This window comes from Mesorhizobium sp. P3_A9 (assembly GCF_056402975.1).
Genome location: NZ_JBFUGJ010000044.1, coordinates 1 through 17942 on the forward strand (window position 1 = coordinate 1; position 17942 = coordinate 17942).

Here is a 17942-nt window from a genome sequence, read left to right on the forward strand (position 1 = left end):
CGCTTGGCCAGCACCGTCGGGTCGCCCAGGCTGAACGGTCCGGGCTGGCCGGGCAGGGGCGCGGGCAGCGCAGCACGGCGGCGGATGATGCCAACCGGGATCGAGAAGAACGGGTTCCTGTCGGCAGTGGAATAGACGATGGCGCCGACCTTGCCACCCGGCTTCAGATGATCGCGCATGCCGCCCAGCGCCCGGTTCTGGTCGGGAAAATAGATCAGCCCGACGCGCGAGATCACCGCGTCGAACGGTTCGGCCGAAATGGCATCCAGCATTTCGCCATCGGCGACGGCGGTGTCGACATTGGCGTAGCCGGCCAGCCTCGCATTCTCGGCGGCAAAGTTCAGAACGCCCGCCGAGATGTCGGTGGCCAGCACATAGCCCGTCGGCCCGACACGCCGCGCGGCCGTCAGCGTCTGTTCGCCGGCACCGGCGGCGACGTCGAGGACGCGGCTGCCCTTGCCGACATCGGTCATGTCGAGCATCAGTTCGGTGGCGGGTCCGAGCCAGCGGGTCAACAGCGGACCCCAGCGGTTCCAGGCCTCGGCGGCACTGTCCCATTGCTTGCGGGTGGTTTCCTTGAACTTTGCCGGATCGAAAATCGGTTGCTGCATGGTCATGGCTTCCTCCGCGAAGGCACTATTGCCTTGCCGGAAAGCCTAGGGATCGCGTAGTTCTGGTGCCATTCTCGAAATCTCGACGCCCATTTTGCAAAATTGCACGGATCGGGGTCCAGGATGCATTGGGATGACTTGCGGATTTTCCTGGCCGTCGCGCGCGACGGCTCGATAAGCGGCGCCGCAAAACGCATGAACATCCAGCACTCCACCGTGTCGCGGCGCATCCGGCTGCTGGAGACGCAGCTCGGCACGCGGCTGATCGAACGCAAGAAATCCGGCTACGAGCTGACGCCGGCAGGCGACGAACTGAGAATGGCGGCCGGCAAGATGGAGATGGAGGTGCTCGAGGTCGAGGGCGCGCTCGGTGGTCAGGAAGACCGTGTCGCAGGCGAGCTCAGGGTGTCGGCGATCAACAACATGGCTTCATCCGTGCTGATGCCGATCTTCGCCGGCTTCAGCGAGGCCTATCCGGACATCCGGCTGCATGTGCAGGTCTCCAACAAATATGTCAGCCTTGCCGAACGCCATGCCGACATCGCCATCCGGCTGACCAACACGCCGCTCGACACGCTGGTCGGCACGCGGCTCACCAATGTGGCGTCGGCCGTCTACGGAGAGCGGCGCTATCTCAGCGGGTTGCGCGCCAGCGGCGCCAGGCCGCTGTGGGTCGGGGTGGAGTGCTGCGCCTTCCACCAATCCTGGACCCATGCGGCCTGCCCGGATCACCATCACAGTTTCTTCGTCGATGACACGCTGCTGACGCTCGCCGCCCTGAAACAGGGGTTGGGCCTCGCCTATCTGCCCTGCTTCATGGGTGACAGCGCCGAGGAGCTGGAGCGTTTTCGTGAGCCGGACCCGGTCCATGATCTCGGGCTGTGGCTGCTCTACCATCCGGACCTCCGGCGAACCAAGCGCGTCAGGGTGTTTCGCGAGCACATGGTGGCGGCGATCCGCGACCAGAGCGCGTTGTTCGAGGGCCTCTTGCCGCAGCCATCAGGACCGGCTTGATAGGTCGCTGCCGCTACCGGTCACCCCGACGGCGGCGCGGTCACGGGCTTTGTTCAGCCATCACGATGAAGTTGCCGCACGTGTCGTCGAAGAAGGCGGCGGTGGGAGGATTTCCTTGTGCCTGCTTGAGGTTATCGCCCACGCCTAATCCCGCTTGTTGAAGAATTCCGTCAGCACAGGCGCGTGCGCGGCGGCTTTCAGCATGTGGTTCTGGCCGGGCAGCGTTCGGTAGCTGGCATTGGGCACCGCCTCGGCCAGCGCCTTGTTGCCGTGCTGCATCCATGGCGGGCTCTTGCCACCATCGGTGACGAGCGTCGGCACTTTCAACGCGGCCCAGCGGGCGGGATCGAGTGGCTTGCCGAGCTGGTCGCCGGCGACGATGGCGCCGTCATAAGGCAGCGTATGCGCCACTGCCTTGAGCTTGCGCCAGATCGGCGTCAGCTTCATGAAAGCGATGAGCAGGCCGGGCGTGCCGACCGATTTGAGGAAGGCGGTTACGGCGTCGCCACGACGGCCGTCAGCTATGGCTTGCCTGATCGTTGCCCAGTCGCCTTGCGTGGTCGCGCGGCTGTCGTCGACGATCAGTGGCGCTTCGTAGAGTGCGAGTTTCCGGATGCCGGGCAGGCGGGCTGCCGCCAACAGCGCCGGCATGGCGCCTGAAGACATGCCCCAGACACAGGCCTCGCCACCGGCAACCTGCAGCACGGCCTCGATGTCGTCGACCTCGCGCTCGACCGCGTAGGGCAAGGTGTCGCCGCTGTCGCCACGGCCACGGCGGTCGTAGCGGAACACGGTGAAGCTGCCTTCCAGCGCCTTGGCCAGCTGAAGGCTCGGTCCCATGGTGCGGGAGCAGAGCGCGCCGTCGACAAGGATGAGCGGATGACCCTGGCCGCGGCGCTCGCAGGCGATCGGCGTTCCATCCCCCGACAACACGGCTTGCGTGGTCGGCCTGGCGCTTTCAGCCAGCATGGTGGGCTCCCGTGGCTATCAACTGTTCCAGCCGGTCGAAGCTCTGCATCCAGCCGCCGCGCATGCCGAGCGCCAGCAGGCGTTCGCGGTCGGCGGTGCTGGCCAAGGTGACTTCGAAATGGACATAGGTGCGCGCGCCGGTGGGCGTGAAGGTTACGGTATGGCGGCTTTGGCCGGGCGGCTTGCCGGCCCATTCCTGGATTTCGGGGTCCGGTTCGTCGCGGTAGCTCAGCCTGGCGTTTTCGACGATCTCGAGATAGCTGCCCTGGTTACGGTAGAGCGCGCCACTGGCGGTCAGCATGTCGATGCGCCAGCGACCGCCGACGCGCAAATCGATCGCGCAATGGGGAATGGTGCAGTCCTTGATGCCCCACCATTGCGCCACCAGATGCGGATCGGTCCACAGCTTAAAGACGCGCTCGACCGGGGCGTTGAAAATCCGCTCGATGGCAAAGCTGCGGTCGGCGGGTGCAGGCGCGCTCATTCCGGTCTGTCCGCGCCGCGCCGCAGCAGGTCTTCCATGCGATCGAAACGGTCTTCCCAGAGTTTGCGGTAATCATCGAGCCAGCGGTCGATGTCGCGCAGCGGCTTGAGCTCGATGCGGCTGAGGTGCTTTTGCGCCGCGCGGCTGCGGGTGACGAGGCCAGCCTGTTCCAGCACGCCGACATGCTTGGAGACGGCACGCACGGTGAGCGCAAAGGGCTGCGCCAGTTCCGCGACCGACGCTTCGCCGTCAAGCAGCCGGGCCAGGATCGCCCGGCGTGTGGGGTCGGCGAGGGCGGCGAATGTGTCGTCGAGGGAGATTTGATGAGTCATTATGGAACCATGTAGTTCTGGAACTAATTGGTTCTGTATAAGCGCGTGCCGATCTTGTCAACGGCTTGGCGCCGTAGCGCGGCATCAGGCGCGGGCCTTTCCGCCGATCAGAAACGGGTGATGAAGAATTTCAGGGCAAGCAGGTAGAGGACCAGAACGATCACCCGCACCACATCCTCGTGGGAAGTCAACGAGGCAAGGGGAGGGAGACAAAACCGCTCGGAACGGAACAGACAAAGCAATTCGTCAACTCGAGACGAGATTATCGCCGCCGGCACGAGCAGGCCCGCGATCGCCGCCCCTGCCCATAAGACGGCGTGCGTGCCGGACAAGGCCTTGAGCCATCGTGGCTGTTGCCTGACAAAGCCTGGGGCGTTGTCGGCCGGCACGTGGCCATGGACGACAAACCGCGCAATGTTTTCCCACTGGCCCTCCGCTATGCCAGCGCCATGACTGCCCTGGACGAACTCACGCTGTGCGATCGCCGGATGGGGCGGAGCTTGCGGCCCCGCTTGGTCGAAGCCGTCGAACCCGGCGCCTCCGAGGTCGAATTTCTTGAACCACTCGAGGCTCTTTGGAAGCAGAGCCACGACCCAGTCCGCGCTGGCAACGACGTTCAGCACGCGGGCAACCCGGCGATTTTCGACGAGTGACAGCCAGTCATAGCTGCAGCGCACGACGCTGCCAGCGAACAAGACATGGTCAAAGACGCAGGCTGGATAATCCTGGAGGCCGCGGGCCGCGAGATAGGTGCCGTTGGAATGACCGACATAGTGGAATTTCGAATTCGGATATTGCGCCACCGCGCCGACATACTGATCCATGAACCATTCCACCTTCTGGCGCCTGATCCAAGGCAGGATGAAGGGGAGCATGGCGAAATAGCCGTAGGTCGGCGTCCAGGCGCGGAAGACGGTCGGCCGCTTGGTCAGCGCGCGGACTTTTTCGGCGACACGATGGGTCCAGAAACCATCGTCTCGGATGCCGTGAATGACGAATACCGTCTGCTCGACGGTCTCGTCGGGTTTGTCGATCTCGTCGATCAGCAAATCCGGATCGGAAGCGATCTTCGCCAGGTCTTCCCTGGTATCCGTCAGCGCGTGCACAAATCTCTCTTTACGGGCCGAGGCCGCCGCCGCCTCGCTGCCGGATCCAGTAAAGTGGATCGCACTCATATGGTCGGTTTCATTGAACTGGATCAGAAAATAGGTGCGATTGCCCGACGAGTTGCCGTCGACCGCGATGTCGACCTGGTCGAACGGGGATATGAGATCGTCCCGGCTGCCGATGAGCTGGATCAGGATGGGTTCAGGCGGCGGCGCCGCAGGCTGGCTTGCGGCGGACAGCGATGCGGCGTTGCCGGCGCCGGCCGCGAGGCATTGGCGGCGGTAAGCCAGCCAGTGCAGGCGCGTCTGGACCATGAACGGGGCGCCCAGCCTGATGTCGAAGATGGTGGGAACCCAGCCTTTCGGCGCAAGATGCCCAAGCAGCCCGCAAATGTTCAGGCCGATGGAATATTTCCAGCTCAGGCGCGGCGAAATCTGCCAGCCGCGGTTGAAGGCTGCCAACAACACAATCCGCTCGACCTTGGCGGCCCAGCCGCGTGGCCCCTGCTTGTCAAATTTTCCTTCGGCCCGGAATCCGGGCGGATTGCCCGCCGCAACGAGAAACACCCGTCGCGCGATGGTCGCGCCCATGCTGTGTCCGGCAAGGATGATCCGCTCATAAGCCGGCTCTTTGCGCACCAGCTCGTCGATTTCGCGTACAATCTCCAGTACGATGTCGATGGCGCGTTTCGTGCTGAGAGCCAGATGATAGGGGAGCTTCGGGACATAGGTATCGACGCGGTGCCTCGTTCCGCCGTCGTCCTGGCCCAGCGCCTCCCGGCTGGCCTGTGCGACGCCCCCAACCCTTTCCGGCGTGGACCGCCAACCATGCAGAATGACGACCAGAACCGGTGGTCCGTCAGCACTCTCGACACCGCGCGTAAAGCCCTCGACTGACATGCCCGTTCCCCCTTTTTTGGCAATGAATCATGCCTTGCAGATGCCGGTTCACGGCTCTGCGTCGGGTACGGCTCAAGCTGTCGCGACCGGTTGCGATGGGACCCCAACCCGCGCATCAACGCTCCGACCCGGCTTATGCTCCGCCAGGACCAGGCTCTTGCTTCCCCGCCAAATACTTCCAAGCACCAGATGCAATACATCTTATCCCTGTGGGCGCTGAAGTCCACTCCAAATGATAAAGCAAAGGCGGGAATTCGAAGTCTTGGTTCGACTTCGAATTCCCGCCTGTTGATCTTGGGATGTCGTCGTTTGGGTGGGGGTGCCGATATCGGAAGCGTGTCGGCCTCCCTTTGCCGGGCAGGAAACCCGCTGCCCGGCAAGAGGGTCTTCTAACCGCCTCAGGCGGCCGCCTTCTCACCCGCGATGCCGTTCAGCACATCGATCGCCTCGCGCGGCAGGTCGAGTTCGGCCGCCGCCAGGTTCTCACGGAGGTGGCCGACCGACGAGGTGCCGGGGATAAGCAGGATGTTGGGCGCGCGGCGCAGGAGCCAGGCGAGCGCCACCTGCATCGGGGTGGCGCCGAGTTTCCTGGCGACGCTGGCCAGCGTGTCCGACTGCAGCGGGGTGAAGCCGCCGAGCGGGAAGAACGGCACATAGGCGATGCCGGCAGCACCCAGCTTGTCGATCAGCGCATCGTCGTTGCGGTGGGCTATGTTGTAGAGGTTCTGCACGCAGACGATCGGCACGATGCGGCGCGCCTCCTCGACCTGGGTGAGGGTGACGTTGCTCAGCCCGATATGCTTGACAAGGCCCTGCTGTTGCAGTTCCGCCAGAACTGTCACCTCCTTGGCGATCGAGCCCTCGGACGGTTCATGCAGGCCGTCGGTGCGGCGGAAGTTCACCACGTCGATCGCATCGAGGCCGAGATTGCGCAAATTGTCGTGCACGGCCTGGCGGAGCTCGTCAGCGGCCATCGCCGGCAGCCATGCGCCCCTGTCGTCGCGGCGGGCGCCGATCTTGGTGACGATGGTGAGACCGGCAGGGTAGGGGTGCAGCGCCTCGCGGATGATCAGGTTGGTGACGTGCGGGCCATAGAAATCGCTGGTGTCGATGTGGTCGACGCCGCTGGCGATCGCCTCGCGCAGCACGGCGAGGGCGGCGTCACGATCCTTCGGCGGGCCGAAGGCGCCCGGTCCGGCCAGTTGCATGGCGCCGTAGCCGAGGCGTTTCACGGTGCGGTCGCCGAGCTTGAAAGTTCCGGCTTTGCTGATGTCGGTCATGGTCTCATCTCCTTTGGATCAGCCAGATATAGACAAGGCGCGCCTGCACGATAATATGGTGCAATCGGTACACCCTGTGCGGAAGGGCGAACAATGGCAACGGATCTCGGCGACCTCCAGGCATTCATGGCGGTGGCGCGCGCCGGCGGTTTTCGCGAGGCGGCCAGGGTGAGCAGCGTCAGCGCCTCCAGCCTCTCGGAGACGGTGCGGCGGCTGGAGACCGGGCTCGGCGTTCGGCTCCTCAACCGCACGACGCGCAGCGTCGCACCCACCGAGGCCGGCGCGCGGCTGCTGGAACGGCTCGGCCCGGCGCTTGGCGAAGTCGAGGCGGCGCTCGACGTGGTCAATGGCTTTCGCGGCCGCCCGGCCGGCACGCTGCGGCTCAACGTGCCCGTCGTCGCGGCGAAACTGGTGCTGCCGCGACTGTTGCCGCCTTTCCTTGCCGCCTATCCCGACATCAGGGTCGAAGTGACCGCCGAGGACAGTTTCGTCGACATACTGGCGAGCGGCTGCGACGCCGGCATCCGCTATGAAGAGCGGCTGGAGCAGGACATGATCGCGGTGCCGATCGGCCCTCGCCGGCAGCACTACGCCACTGCCGCCGCACCGGCCTATCTCGACCGGCATGGCCGGCCCGAGCACCCGCGCGACCTGCTCGATCACGCCTGCCTGCGCGGACGCTTCGCCAGTGGCCTGACGCCGCCCTGGGAATTCGAACGCGACGGCGAGGTGGTGAGCGTCGAACCGACCGGCCCGCTGCTGGTCAGCACCGGCACGGCCATGGCGCTGGCGCTCGAGGTGTCGATCGCCGGCGGCGGCATCGTCTCGCTGTTCGAGGACTGGCTGCGCCCCTATTTCGACGATGGCCGGCTGGAACCGGTGCTCGAGCCGTGGTGGCAGGAGTTTTCCGGCCCGTTCCTCTACTACCCCGGCCGCCGCCTGACACCGGCGCCGCTGCGCGCCTTCATCGATTTTGTCGGCACGATGCGCTGGGGTTGAGGTGTGGAATGGTGGCGAAGCGCCTCGAGAACGAGAGCGAAGGCCGGTGAAGGCTGGCGGCGGCCCGGATAGTAGAGGTGATAGCCCGGGCGTGGTGTGCACCAGTCGTCCAGGACGCGCAGCAGCCGGCCGGCGGTGATATCAGGCTCGACCACGTCCAACGGCAGATAGGCAAGCCCCAATCCGTCGAGCGCCGCTTGTCGTATCAGGCTTATGGAATTGAACACGGCGCGACCCTGGACGCGGGCCTTCAATTCGCGGTCATCGTTGCGAAATTCCCAGATATAGAAACCGCCATGCGTCGGCAGACGCATGTTGATGCACTGGTGCTCGGTGAGGTCCTGCGGCGTGCCCGGGAGCGCCCGGCCTTCGAAGTAAGCCGGTGCGCCAACCACCGCCTGTTGGAAATCAGGACCGATGCGCATCGCGATCATGTCCTTGTCCACCTGTTCGCCAAGTCGCACGCCGGCGTCGTAGCGTTCCGCCACGATGTCGATCAAACCATAGTCCGAAATGATCTCGACGTTCACATCCGGGTAGTTGGGCAGCAACCGAGCCATGGCCGGCCAGAGGATGGTTTCAGCGGCGTGCTCGACGGAATTGATCCTGACCGTGCCGGCCGGCTTGTCGCGCATTTCCCCCAATGCCTGGATGTCGCGTTCGATTTCATCGAACCTTGGTCCGATGCTGCTTAGAAGCCTCTCGCCGGCCTCCGTCAGGGCGACGCTGCGGGTCGTGCGGGTCAGAACTCGGAGGCCAAGCCGCTCCTCCAGGGTGCGGATCGTATAGCTCAAGGCAGACTGCGATACGCCGAGCCTGGCAGCCGCCCTGGTGAAACTCTGCTCACGGGCGACCGCGATGAAGGCCAGAAGGTCGTTCACATTCTGCCTTCGCATTCATCAATCCCATTTCTAGGTTCATGCCGATAATACCATCTAATCCCGTTTCGTAGCAGGGGCTACCTAAAGCGCGTCGCGTCGAAACGGATTCATGCGACACGCTTTAGGTCTTTGTTTTTATGCATGTCGTCGTCCCAAAACCGAGGTCACTTTTGGGCGACATGCATTAGCCCCATCAACGAAGGGATTTCGGAACATGAGCAAAGTTTGGTTCATCACGGGCGCCGGGCGAGGCATGGGCCTGCATATTGCCAGGGCAGCGCTCGCCGCCGGCCATCAGGTGGTCGCTACCGGCCGCAATACGGACAAGGTGGCGAAGGCGGTCGGTCAATCGGACAGGCTTCTGGTGGTCAAGCTGGACGTCACCAGCAGCGCCGACGCGCAAACGGCTGCCAAGGCCACCATCGAACGCTTTGGCCGCATCGACGTCCTGGTCAACAACGCGGCCAGCTTCCAGGCCGGCTATTTCGAGGAACTGTCGCCTCGGCAGATGGACCTGCAACTGGCCACGAGCCTTGTCGGCCCGATGAATGTCACCCGCGCTTTTCTGCCCGCGATGCGCAAGCAGGGATCGGGCAGGATCATCTCGATCTCATCGACGGCGGGCCTTATGGGTTACGAATTCTGCACCGCCTATTCGGCGTCCAAGTTCGGTCTCGACGGCTGGATGGAAGCGCTGCAGGTCGAGGTCTCGCCGTTCGGGATCGAGACAATGATCGTCAATCCAGGCTTCTTCCGCACCGAACTTCTCACCGAGGAATCGACCCAGTATGCCGATCTCGCGATCGCGGACTACAGCGCGCGCCGTGCGCAGCAGGAGGCCTTCTGGACCGGTGCGAACAGCACACAGGGCGGCGACCCCGCAAAACTGGCGCAGGCCCTGATCACGCTGGACAAGGAGGCCGCGCTTCCCCGGCGCTTCCTGGCCGGCGCCGATGCCATCGCCACGGCTGAGCAGAAGATCGCGACATTGCAGAAGCAGATCGAAGCCTATCGCGAGTTGTCGAGCTCACTGGCTATCGAGCCTTGATTGAAATTCCATTGGCGTCGCAGGCACTCTTACCTGCGTTCAGATTGCGCCTGTGCCGCCATTGGCACCAAATACGCTTCCATCGGTATAAGTAATTTCGCCCTAACCAAGCAGGACGAAAAGTGCCGCATGCTCTGCCGGCTGACCCGCCTGACCGAGGGGGTATCCTGGCCGAACTCGTCCATTTTCCCCGGCAACTGCCCCCCAGCAACCTGCAACGGCGTCGTCGCGGGATCGCACATATGTGGCTCCGACAAGTGATAGCGGTCTATCTTTTCAGAGATCGACCTTGGCATTGTCGCCCACATTCGGCTTGGAACCGGTGACAGCCGCAAACACCATCTTTGCAGTTGCCACGATCAGTCCTGGGCTGTCCCACAGTTCGCCCTCGTCAGGTGTGACCGTTATCAGACGAATTTCGGGATCCTCGGCGTTGTCCCACCATGCCGCGTCAGTCTTCTCCCACAACTCGGCGATTTTTTTCCTGTCATTGTTCACTGCGGCAGCACCGGAGATAGTGACGTATTTGTAGTGACTGCTGTCACTCCAGGCCAACGTAACCTTCGGATATTTCGACAGCTGTTTGTTCTTGGCACTGTCGTCATTCACGAGAAAGTAGATGGCGTTTTCTTCGCGGAACACGCGCGCGGAGAGCGGCCTGGCTCGATTGTATTCGCCGTCCCACGTCACAAACATGCAGACGTCGATTTCCTTGGCGAGCTGCCAGATGCGATCAGTCGCCTCGGCTGGAGTCAGATCCGTCTGTTGCTCTTGACGCTTGGCCATAAACTGTCCTCCGGGGATTGGATTGCGCTGGTACAACTCGCGTCCGGCCGCGACGTTCCCTGGGGAATTTCGTTGAGTGGTGTTCGTAATAATTAACAACCCGGCGGCGAGCAAAGCTGGCCAGTGTCAGCGACTATCAACACTGATTAGTGGGTTCGATTGCTGATGCCGGTGCGAGCAGAACCGGTGCGAACGGCACGGGTAATCCCTGCCGCGAGCGTCAAACTGCCGGGTCGAAACAGATTCAACCGGCGCGCTTAAGTGTCTGTTCTCATGCTGGAATGCATGTCGTCGCGCAAAGCTGCAGCCGGTCGGTGGTGATCCCGGCTATCCCAGGGAAACCATATTCCAAACAATCCAAAGCCGGTCCGTAACGCTTTGTTTCCTTGCCCGGCGTATCCACGGGGGCCGCGTCGCGCATGGCCGACGTGCGATGGACGTGTGAAGCATGGGTTCGCCCTGGTCCGAATTGCTGGCCAATCTTGCGGTCGTTGCGATGTTCGTTTCGGTCTGGATCCACACGCATGTGTGGCTGGATCGCAGGCCGGCCGTTGTAAAGGCTGCGGCCTTCGGCCTGCTGATGGGCGCCGGCGCCATCATCCTGATGCTGACGCCGATGCAGTTGCAGCCGGGCGTCATGGTCGATCTCCGGGCGACGATGATTGCGGTTGCCGGCTTCTTCGGTGGTCCTGTTGCCGGCATTGTCGCCGGCGTCATGGCCGGCGCCTTCCGGGTTTTCGAGGGTGGCATCGGCGCCTTCGCCGGCGCGGTCGGGATCGCGGCCACCATGCTGATCGGCATTGCCGGCAATCTTGCGCTGAGGGGCCGCGCCCCCACCATGCGCGATATCATGATCCTGGGTGCGGCGGCCGCGTGCGGTTCGCTGCTTGGCCTTAGTGTCCTGCCGCGGTCCATTATCGAGACGGTCCTGCCAAAAGTGGTGTTCCCCTCCAGCCTGCTCATCTTTGTCTCCGTGGCGATGTCGGGGCTGGCGATCTACCAGGAGCGGCGGCGCCTGGAAGCGCTGCAGTCGAGGCGCATCTTCAAGGCCGTTGTCGAGACGCTGCCCGATTGCCTCAACGTCAAGGATCTCGACGGGCGGTTCATCGCCGCCAATCCGGCAACGGCCGAACTGATGCAGGCGGCAAACGCGAAGGCGCTGATCGGCAAGACGGATTTCGATTTTTATCCCCGGGAAACGGCGCAGGAATTCCGCGCGGACGAGCTTGCGGTGTTGGCATCGGGCGTCTCCACCACCATCGAGCAGCGCCTGCACCATGAGGACGGCACCGATGCCTGGCTGGCGACGCTGAAGGCGCCGTTTCGCGACAGGACCGGGGCCGTCATCGGCCTGATCACGCACAATCGCGACATCACCCAGCGCAAGCAACTGGAGACCGAACTGGCGGAAAGCCAGGCCAGGCTCGGAGACGCGCTGACGCATATGGCCGACGGCCTGGTGATGTTCGACCCCGACGGCAGGCTGATGCTGTGCAACGCCCAGTACCGCGCGCTGTTTCCGAAGACCGCCGACATCAGGGTGCCGGGTTCAAACCACCGCGACATCTTGCGCGCCTCGGTTGCACGCGGCGAAAGCGTCACGCCGCCCGACGCGGCCGAGGACTGGATCGCCGACATCATGGTCTTGCAGACGCAGGCCAGCCACCGCCAGGTGCGGCTTGCCGACGGGCGCTGGCTGGATGTGCGGACCCGTCCGACCGGCGATGGCGGCAGCCTCAGCGTGTTTTCCGACATCACCGAGGCCAAGCAGATCGAGGCCGAACTGCTGGCCGCCAACGAGAAGCTGAACCTGCTGGCGCACCGCGACGGGTTGACCGAACTGTTGACGCGGCGCGCCTTCGACGACGCGCTGGCGCGCGAATTCGCCCGCGGCCGGCGCAACATCACGCCGCTCAGCCTGCTCATCATCGATGTCGACTGGTTCAAGCGCTTCAACGACCAGTATGGCCATCCGGCGGGCGATGAATGCCTGCGCGCCGTCAGCCGCTGCATCGAGGCGACGGCGCGGCGGCCGGCCGACGCGGCGGCCCGCTATGGCGGCGAGGAGTTCGCGATCGTCCTGCCCGAAACCGACGCGCGGGGCGCCTTCGTCATCGCCGAAACGCTGCGGGGCAAGGTGCGCGAGCTCGGGCTTGCGCATGCCGGCAGCGAAAAGGGCGTCGTGACCGTCAGCATCGGGGTCGGCACCTTCGACGGCAGTGCTGATATCGAGATCGCCGATCTGCTGCGGCGCGCCGACGAGGCGCTTTACGGCGCCAAGGCCGCGGGGCGCGACCGCGTGCATGGCTGGCGCCCGCATCTCAGCGAACCACGCTCGACGGGTTCCCAGCGCAAAGCGTGAGCCCTGGCTGTCATATCGATGTCATCGTCGGTTGCTATTAATCCATAAATCTGGATATATGGATTTATGGACAAGACAACAGCATTGCTGGCGCTCGCAGCACTCGGCCAGGAAACCAGGCTGGAGGTGTTCCGGCTTCTGGTCCGGGCCGGGGCCGAGGGTGTGCCGGCCGGCGAGATCGCCACAAGGCTGGGCACGGTGCAGAACACCATGTCGGCGCATCTGAAGATACTCGGCCAGGCCGGGCTGGTGCATGCCGAACGCGACGGGCGCAGCATCCGCTACACGGCCGACATGACCGGATTTCGCGATCTGCTGGCCTATCTGATGGAGGATTGCTGCAACGGCGCGCCGGAGCTTTGCCAGCCGATCATCCAGGCGATGACCTGCAAATGTTGAGGTGGTCGGTTCGCCCTGCGGAAGCGACTGGACGAGATCGGCCGCAACCTGCCCAAGGCAGGCTGAGCCTGGAGGAATCACAATGTCAGATCACATTCTGAATGCCGGTGAAACGGCGCGGCCGAGCATCGGCTTCGTCGAAAAATACCTCACGGTGTGGGTGGCGCTGTGCATCGTCGCTGGTGTTGCCCTCGGCCATCTGCTGCCGGGGGTGTTCGGCGCGATCGCGTCCGCCGAAATCGCCAAGGTCAACATCCCCGTCGCCGTGCTGATCTGGCTGATGATCGTGCCGATGCTGCTGCGTGTCGATTTCGCCTCGTTGGCCGGCGTCGGCACGTATTGGCGAGGGATCGGGGTCACGCTGTTCATCAACTGGGCGGTGAAGCCGTTTTCCATGGCGCTGCTGGGCTGGCTCTTCATCGGCTGGCTGTTCCGGTCCTGGTTGCCAGCCGCGCAAATCGATTCCTACATAGCCGGGTTGATCATTCTTGCAGCCGCACCTTGCACGGCCATGGTGTTCGTCTGGTCGAACCTTACGCGCGGCGAGCCGAACTTCACGCTGTCGCAGGTGGCGCTCAACGACGCGATCATGATCGTTGCCTTCGCGCCCATCGTCGGCCTGCTGCTTGGGCTGTCGGCGATCACCGTGCCATGGGGCACGCTGGTGCTATCGGTTGCCCTTTACATCGTCCTGCCGGTGCTCGTTGCCCAACTGGTTCGCTGGCGGTTGCTGGCGGCTAAGGGGCAAGGCGGGCTCGATGCGCTGCTGGCAGCATTGCAGCCCTTGTCGCTGATTGCCCTGCTGGCGACGCTGATGCTCTTGTTCGGTTTCCAGGGCGAGCAGATCATCGCCCAGCCGATGGTGATCGCGCTGCTGGCGGTACCGATCCTGATCCAGGTCTATTTCAACTCCGGTCTGGCCTATATGCTCAACCGGCTCTCCGGTGAGCGGCATTGCGTGGCCGGACCATCGGCCCTGATCGGTGCATCGAATTTCTTCGAACTGGCGGTCGCAGCCGCGATCGCGCTTTTCGGGCTGAATTCGGGTGCGGCACTGGCAACCGTTGTGGGTGTGCTGATCGAAGTTCCCGTCATGCTTTCCGTGGTGTGGATCGTGAACCGAAGCAGGGGTTGGTACGAACAGGGGGCCGCCGTCCGCAACACCGCGTCTCGCGAAAGGACACCGCAATGACYATCACCATCTATCACAACCCKKCCTGTGGCACSTCGCGCAACACGCTGGCGATSATCMGSCAGTCCGGCGAGGARCCGGAGGTGATCGAATATCTGAAGACRCCGCCRTCGCGCGAAAARCTSGTCGARCTGATCGAGGCGATGGCGATGACCCCGCGCGACCTGCTGCGCGAGAAGGGCACGCCCTATGCGGAACTCGGCCTTGGCGATGCCAAATGGAGCGACGACGAGATTCTTGATTTCATGCTGGCGCATCCGATCCTGATCAACCGGCCGATCGTGGTGACGCCGCTCGGCGTCGTGCTCGCCCGGCCATCGGAAGCGGTGCTCGATATCCTGCCCAACCCGGATATCGGCCCGTTCATCAAGGAGGACGGCGAGGTCGTCGTCGATGCCGGCGGCAAGCAGGTCATCTGAGTCCTATTTCGGTATTTTTCGAAATAAGGCTTGACGACTCTTGTCGCTGGCGGCATGTTATTTCCATGAAACTCGAACAAGCAGCGAAGCAGTTGGAAGCGCTCGGMAATCCGACGCGGYTSAAYCTCTATCGCATYCTGGTCCGGGCCGGYGMRGCGGGCMGGCCGGTCGGCWYYCTGCAGGARAGCCTCGGMATCGCCGCCTCGACGYTGTCGCAYCATCTGCACCGGCTGATCCTSACMGGSCTGGTSASSCAGGAGCGGCAGGCGACGACGCTGATCTGCCGCGCCAACTATCCCATSATGAACGACCTCATCGGCTTCCTSGCCGACGAATGCTGCGCCGATGTGGCTTGCAATCCGGCGGCTGGTGACGCGGCCGCATAATTTTTTGCCTGTTATTTCGATAATACTGGAAGGATAGAAGCTATGGCCACACAAAACGATCTGCCCATCGCTGTCATCGGCGCCGGCCCGGTTGGCCTGGCGGCCGCCGTTCATCTCTTGGCCCGGGGCCTGCCGGTAAAGCTCTATGAGGCCGGCAGCGGTGTCGCGGCCAATTTGCGCGATTGGGGCCATGTCCGMGTGTTCACGCCCTGGCGCTATTGCGTCGACAAGGCGGCCGGCCGGCTGCTCGAAAGCCATGGTTGGCAGATGCCGGACGCGGAAGCGTTTCCGACAGCCGATGAACTCGTCGCGGATTATCTCGAACCGCTCGCCAATCTGCCGGAACTTGCGCCGGCGATCGAAACCAATGCGCGTGTCGTCGCCATATCGCGCTGGGGCGCCGACAAAGTGCGCGGCAGTGAGCGCGCGACGCGGCCCTTCATGCTCGTCGTCGAAACCGCCGATGGTATCAGGCGTGACAGCGCCCGGGCCGTCATCGACGCCTCGGGGACATGGCGCACGCCCAATCCGCTCGGCGCCGGCGGTATCGCGGCGGAGGGCGAGGCGGAATTCGCTGGTCGCATCGCCTACGGCATTCCGGATGTCCTGGGTCGCGACCGCACGCTCTATGCCGGCCGCACGACACTGGTTGCCGGTTCCGGCCACTCAGCGGCCAACGCCTTGCTCGACCTTGCCAGCCTGGCGGAGGCCGAGCCCGGCACGGCCTTCATCTGGGCGGTGCGTGGAACCGACCTCGTGCGCATCTATGGTGGCGGCGACGCCGACCAACTGCCGGCGCGCGGCGAACTCGGCGCCGATGTGCGCGACCTCGCCGAAAGCGGCCGCGTCAGGCTGGCGACGGGCTTTGCGACGCTTGCGATCCGAGAGCATGAGGGTCGGCTGATCGTCGAGGGGCAAAGCGAGGAGGGCTTGGCTCAACTTGGCCCCGTCGACCGCATCATCGCCGCGACCGGTCAGCGCCCTGACCTGTCGCTGACCCGGGAGCTCAGGCTCGATCTCGATCCGTGGTTGGAAAGCGTCAAGGCGCTCGGTCCGCTCATCGATCCCAACGAGCATTCCTGCGGCGACGTGCCGCCGCACGGCCATCGCGAGCTCGGCCATCCGGAACCCGGTTTCTACACGGTTGGCATCAAGAGCTATGGCCGTGCGCCGACTTTCCTGCTGTTGACCGGCTACGAGCAGGTCCGCTCGGTCGCGGCGGCGATCGCCGGCGACATGGCGGCGGCCGATGCGGTGCAACTGGTGCTGCCCGAAACCGGTGTCTGCACCGTGCCGGCAGGCCGCGCATCGCAGGGTTGTTGCGGCGGGCCGGCGCCGGCGGCGATCGATGCCTGCTGCGTCGCGGATGCCGACGCCAAGGCCGCCGGCAAAAGCGGTTGCGGCTGCACCGGCAAGATGGAAGCCGCCGCGTGAGCGACGGCAAGATCCCTGCCTCGGCCATCTGGGCGCTGGGTGCCACCCAGATCATCGGCTATGGCACGCTCTATTACAGCTACAGCATCCTGGCGCCGGCGGTGGCGGCGGAGCTCGCCTGGTCGCAGCAATGGGTGTTCGCCGTGCTGTCGGTGTCGCTCTTGGCAAGCGCCATCCTGGCGCCGTTCGCGGGCAACCTCGCGGACCGTGTCGGGGCAGGGCGCCTGATGGTGCTGGGATCGTTGGCGGCGGCGGGGGCGCTGCTTTTATGCGCGCTGGCGCCGGGACGTGCCGGCTTTGCCTTCGGCGTGCTGGCCATGGAGCTCGCCTCCTGCTTCGTCCTTTACAGCACGGCCTTCGTCGCCATCGTGCAACTCGGCGGCGCGGGCCGCGGCATCACTCATCTCACCTTGATCGCTGGCTTCGCCTCGACCCTGTTCTGGCCCCTGACGACGCTGCTGCACCAGCATCTTGGCTGGCGCGAGGTTCTCGTTCTCTTTGCCGCGCTCAACGCCTTTGTCTGCCTGCCGATCCATTGGTGGCTGGCCCGGCTTTCCGGCCGCACCGGCAAGGCCCGGGAGAGGATCGTTCCGGTCACATCAGGCATGTCTGGCCCCGCGTCCGGCCAGCGATGGTCGCCGCTGTTCATGCTGGTGCTGACCGGATTTGCCATAGAAGGCTTCATGCTTTCGGCTGTTCTCGTGCAGATGGTGCCGCTGCTCAGCATGGTCGGTCTCGGCGGAGCCTCGGTGCTGGTCGCAAGCCTGTTTGGCCCGTCGCAAGTGGCGAGCCGGCTGGTCAACATGCTGTTCGGCCGGGGCCTGACACAGACATCGCTGGCGCTCGGCGCGACCGCAGCATTGGCCGGCGGCCTTGCGGTGCTGCTGCTGGTGGCGCCCTCGGTTCCCGGCGCCATGCTGTTTGCCGTGCTTTTCGGCTTCGGCTCGGGCCTGATGAGCATCGTCKSSGGCACGCTGCCGCTCGAACTGTTCGGCCAYGAMCGCTACGGYTCCTATGTCGGSTGGATCACGGCRGCGCGKCAGTTCWGTTCSGCCTTCGCSCCGTTCGGCCTCACCTTGATGATATCGGGCCTCGGCGTTTTCCCGGCCTTGTGGCTGAATGTCGTGGTCGGTCTGTTCGGCATCACGGCCTTCACCGCCGTCGCGCTGATCAGCCGGCAATCGCGCAGGGGTCAAATAGGTGGCGCGACCGATCCGGCCGCGCCGAACGCGGCGCCGCTCGGAACGGCAATGGCCTCCCCGCATTCGCAGTAATCAGGCACGCCTTGCGCGAATGACGCCCCAAGCGCCGGGGCTTGACGATCTTCCGTGCATCCCGTC

At 64.2% G+C, this 17942-nt stretch carries 17 protein-coding genes and 1 pseudogene; 10 read left to right on the forward strand and 8 right to left on the reverse strand.

What is annotated here, in order from left to right:
• Positions 1-617: class I SAM-dependent methyltransferase (locus tag AC1DX0_RS09760; protein WP_477355150.1), on the reverse strand; the 617-nt coding region annotated here is incomplete at its 3' end.
• A gap of 117 nt (positions 618-734) precedes the next feature.
• Between AC1DX0_RS09760 and AC1DX0_RS09765 the strand changes: the two genes are divergently transcribed.
• Positions 735-1625, forward strand: coding sequence for a LysR family transcriptional regulator (locus AC1DX0_RS09765; protein WP_477222747.1), 891 nt, complete (start codon positions 735-737; stop codon positions 1623-1625).
• 144 nt (positions 1626-1769) lie between these two features.
• Here the strand turns inward: AC1DX0_RS09765 and AC1DX0_RS09770 are convergent, their stop codons facing one another.
• From AC1DX0_RS09770 to AC1DX0_RS09790, 5 genes are all read right to left on the reverse strand, one after another.
• A complete protein-coding gene (locus AC1DX0_RS09770; protein WP_477222746.1) occupies positions 1770-2594 on the reverse strand; it encodes an alpha/beta fold hydrolase in 825 nt (274 codons plus the stop codon).
• On the reverse strand, positions 2584-3078 hold the full coding sequence (locus AC1DX0_RS09775; RefSeq protein WP_477222745.1) for an SRPBCC family protein: 495 nt from the start codon (positions 3076-3078) through the stop codon (positions 2584-2586). Before AC1DX0_RS09775 ends, AC1DX0_RS09770 begins: the two co-directional genes overlap by 11 nt.
• Positions 3075-3410 carry an ArsR/SmtB family transcription factor gene (locus tag AC1DX0_RS09780; protein ID WP_477222744.1) on the reverse strand — a complete coding sequence of 112 codons (336 nt, stop codon included), beginning with the start codon at positions 3408-3410 and terminating at the stop codon, positions 3075-3077. The genes AC1DX0_RS09775 and AC1DX0_RS09780 overlap by 4 nt, the downstream gene beginning before the upstream one ends.
• A gap of 107 nt (positions 3411-3517) precedes the next feature.
• Positions 3518-5416, reverse strand: coding sequence for an alpha/beta fold hydrolase (locus AC1DX0_RS09785; protein WP_477222743.1), 1899 nt, complete (start codon positions 5414-5416; stop codon positions 3518-3520).
• A gap of 398 nt (positions 5417-5814) precedes the next feature.
• Positions 5815-6696, reverse strand: a complete 882-nt coding sequence (locus AC1DX0_RS09790) for an aldo/keto reductase family oxidoreductase (RefSeq protein WP_477222742.1) — start codon at positions 6694-6696, stop codon at positions 5815-5817.
• A gap of 93 nt (positions 6697-6789) precedes the next feature.
• Here AC1DX0_RS09790 and AC1DX0_RS09795 point away from each other — a divergent pair, with 93 nt between their 5' ends.
• Positions 6790-7695: a LysR family transcriptional regulator gene (locus tag AC1DX0_RS09795; RefSeq protein ID WP_477222741.1), complete on the forward strand. Its 906-nt coding sequence runs from the start codon at positions 6790-6792 to the stop codon at positions 7693-7695.
• Positions 7696-7706: 11 nt separating this feature from the next.
• Here AC1DX0_RS09795 and AC1DX0_RS09800 read toward each other — a convergent pair.
• A pseudogene (locus AC1DX0_RS09800) lies at positions 7707-8591 on the reverse strand (LysR family transcriptional regulator); the annotation flags it as partial.
• Positions 8592-8790: 199 nt separating this feature from the next.
• Here AC1DX0_RS09800 and AC1DX0_RS09805 point away from each other — a divergent pair.
• On the forward strand, positions 8791-9624 hold the full coding sequence (locus tag AC1DX0_RS09805) for an SDR family oxidoreductase (protein WP_477222740.1): 834 nt from the start codon (positions 8791-8793) through the stop codon (positions 9622-9624).
• 276 nt (positions 9625-9900) lie between these two features.
• Here the strand turns inward: AC1DX0_RS09805 and AC1DX0_RS09810 are convergent, their stop codons facing one another.
• Positions 9901-10410, reverse strand: coding sequence for a pyridoxamine 5'-phosphate oxidase family protein (locus tag AC1DX0_RS09810; protein WP_477222739.1), 510 nt, complete (start codon positions 10408-10410; stop codon positions 9901-9903).
• Positions 10411-10858: 448 nt separating this feature from the next.
• Here AC1DX0_RS09810 and AC1DX0_RS09815 point away from each other — a divergent pair, with 448 nt between their 5' ends.
• The 7 genes from AC1DX0_RS09815 to arsK all read left to right on the forward strand — a co-directional run bounded on the left by AC1DX0_RS09815 (position 10859) and on the right by arsK (position 17876).
• Complete coding sequence (locus AC1DX0_RS09815) at positions 10859-12772, forward strand: diguanylate cyclase (RefSeq protein WP_477222738.1); 1914 nt, start codon at positions 10859-10861, stop codon at positions 12770-12772.
• A 66-nt stretch (positions 12773-12838) separates the two neighbouring features.
• Positions 12839-13171 (forward strand): ArsR/SmtB family transcription factor, encoded by a 333-nt coding sequence (locus AC1DX0_RS09820; protein ID WP_477222737.1) that lies wholly within the window; start codon positions 12839-12841, stop codon positions 13169-13171.
• 82 nt (positions 13172-13253) lie between these two features.
• On the forward strand, positions 13254-14363 hold the full coding sequence (gene arsB, locus AC1DX0_RS09825; RefSeq protein ID WP_477222736.1) for an ACR3 family arsenite efflux transporter: 1110 nt from the start codon (positions 13254-13256) through the stop codon (positions 14361-14363).
• The gene (gene arsC / locus AC1DX0_RS09830) at positions 14360-14782 is read left to right on the forward strand and encodes an arsenate reductase (glutaredoxin) (RefSeq protein ID WP_477355153.1); all 423 of its coding nucleotides are present in this window, start codon (positions 14360-14362) and stop codon (positions 14780-14782) included. Before arsB ends, arsC begins: the two co-directional genes overlap by 4 nt.
• A gap of 65 nt (positions 14783-14847) precedes the next feature.
• Positions 14848-15168: an ArsR/SmtB family transcription factor gene (locus AC1DX0_RS09835; RefSeq protein ID WP_477355156.1), complete on the forward strand. Its 321-nt coding sequence runs from the start codon at positions 14848-14850 to the stop codon at positions 15166-15168.
• A 42-nt stretch (positions 15169-15210) separates the two neighbouring features.
• Positions 15211-16602, forward strand: a complete 1392-nt coding sequence (locus AC1DX0_RS09840; RefSeq protein ID WP_477222733.1) for an NAD(P)-binding protein — start codon at positions 15211-15213, stop codon at positions 16600-16602.
• Positions 16599-17876, forward strand: coding sequence for an arsenite efflux MFS transporter ArsK (arsK, locus tag AC1DX0_RS09845; RefSeq protein ID WP_477355159.1), 1278 nt, complete (start codon positions 16599-16601; stop codon positions 17874-17876). The genes AC1DX0_RS09840 and arsK overlap by 4 nt, the downstream gene beginning before the upstream one ends.
• Positions 17877-17942 lie beyond the last annotated feature (66 nt).

Excerpts from the sequence above, each read along its gene's own strand:
- AC1DX0_RS09765 (WP_477222747.1), top strand. The coding sequence starts at position 735 with ATGCATTGGGATGACTTGCGGATTTTCCTGGCCGTCGCGCGCGACGGC.
- AC1DX0_RS09770 (WP_477222746.1), bottom strand. The coding sequence starts at position 2,594 with ATGCTGGCTGAAAGCGCCAGGCCGACCACGCAAGCCGTGTTGTCGGGG.
- AC1DX0_RS09775 (WP_477222745.1), bottom strand. The coding sequence starts at position 3,078 with ATGAGCGCGCCTGCACCCGCCGACCGCAGCTTTGCCATCGAGCGGATT.
- AC1DX0_RS09780 (WP_477222744.1), bottom strand. The coding sequence starts at position 3,410 with ATGACTCATCAAATCTCCCTCGACGACACATTCGCCGCCCTCGCCGAC.
- AC1DX0_RS09785 (WP_477222743.1), bottom strand. The coding sequence starts at position 5,416 with ATGTCAGTCGAGGGCTTTACGCGCGGTGTCGAGAGTGCTGACGGACCA.
- AC1DX0_RS09790 (WP_477222742.1), bottom strand. The coding sequence starts at position 6,696 with ATGACCGACATCAGCAAAGCCGGAACTTTCAAGCTCGGCGACCGCACC.
- AC1DX0_RS09795 (WP_477222741.1), top strand. The coding sequence starts at position 6,790 with ATGGCAACGGATCTCGGCGACCTCCAGGCATTCATGGCGGTGGCGCGC.
- AC1DX0_RS09805 (WP_477222740.1), top strand. The coding sequence starts at position 8,791 with ATGAGCAAAGTTTGGTTCATCACGGGCGCCGGGCGAGGCATGGGCCTG.
- AC1DX0_RS09810 (WP_477222739.1), bottom strand. The coding sequence starts at position 10,410 with ATGGCCAAGCGTCAAGAGCAACAGACGGATCTGACTCCAGCCGAGGCG.
- AC1DX0_RS09815 (WP_477222738.1), top strand. The coding sequence starts at position 10,859 with ATGGGTTCGCCCTGGTCCGAATTGCTGGCCAATCTTGCGGTCGTTGCG.
- AC1DX0_RS09820 (WP_477222737.1), top strand. The coding sequence starts at position 12,839 with ATGGACAAGACAACAGCATTGCTGGCGCTCGCAGCACTCGGCCAGGAA.
- arsB (WP_477222736.1), top strand. The coding sequence starts at position 13,254 with ATGTCAGATCACATTCTGAATGCCGGTGAAACGGCGCGGCCGAGCATC.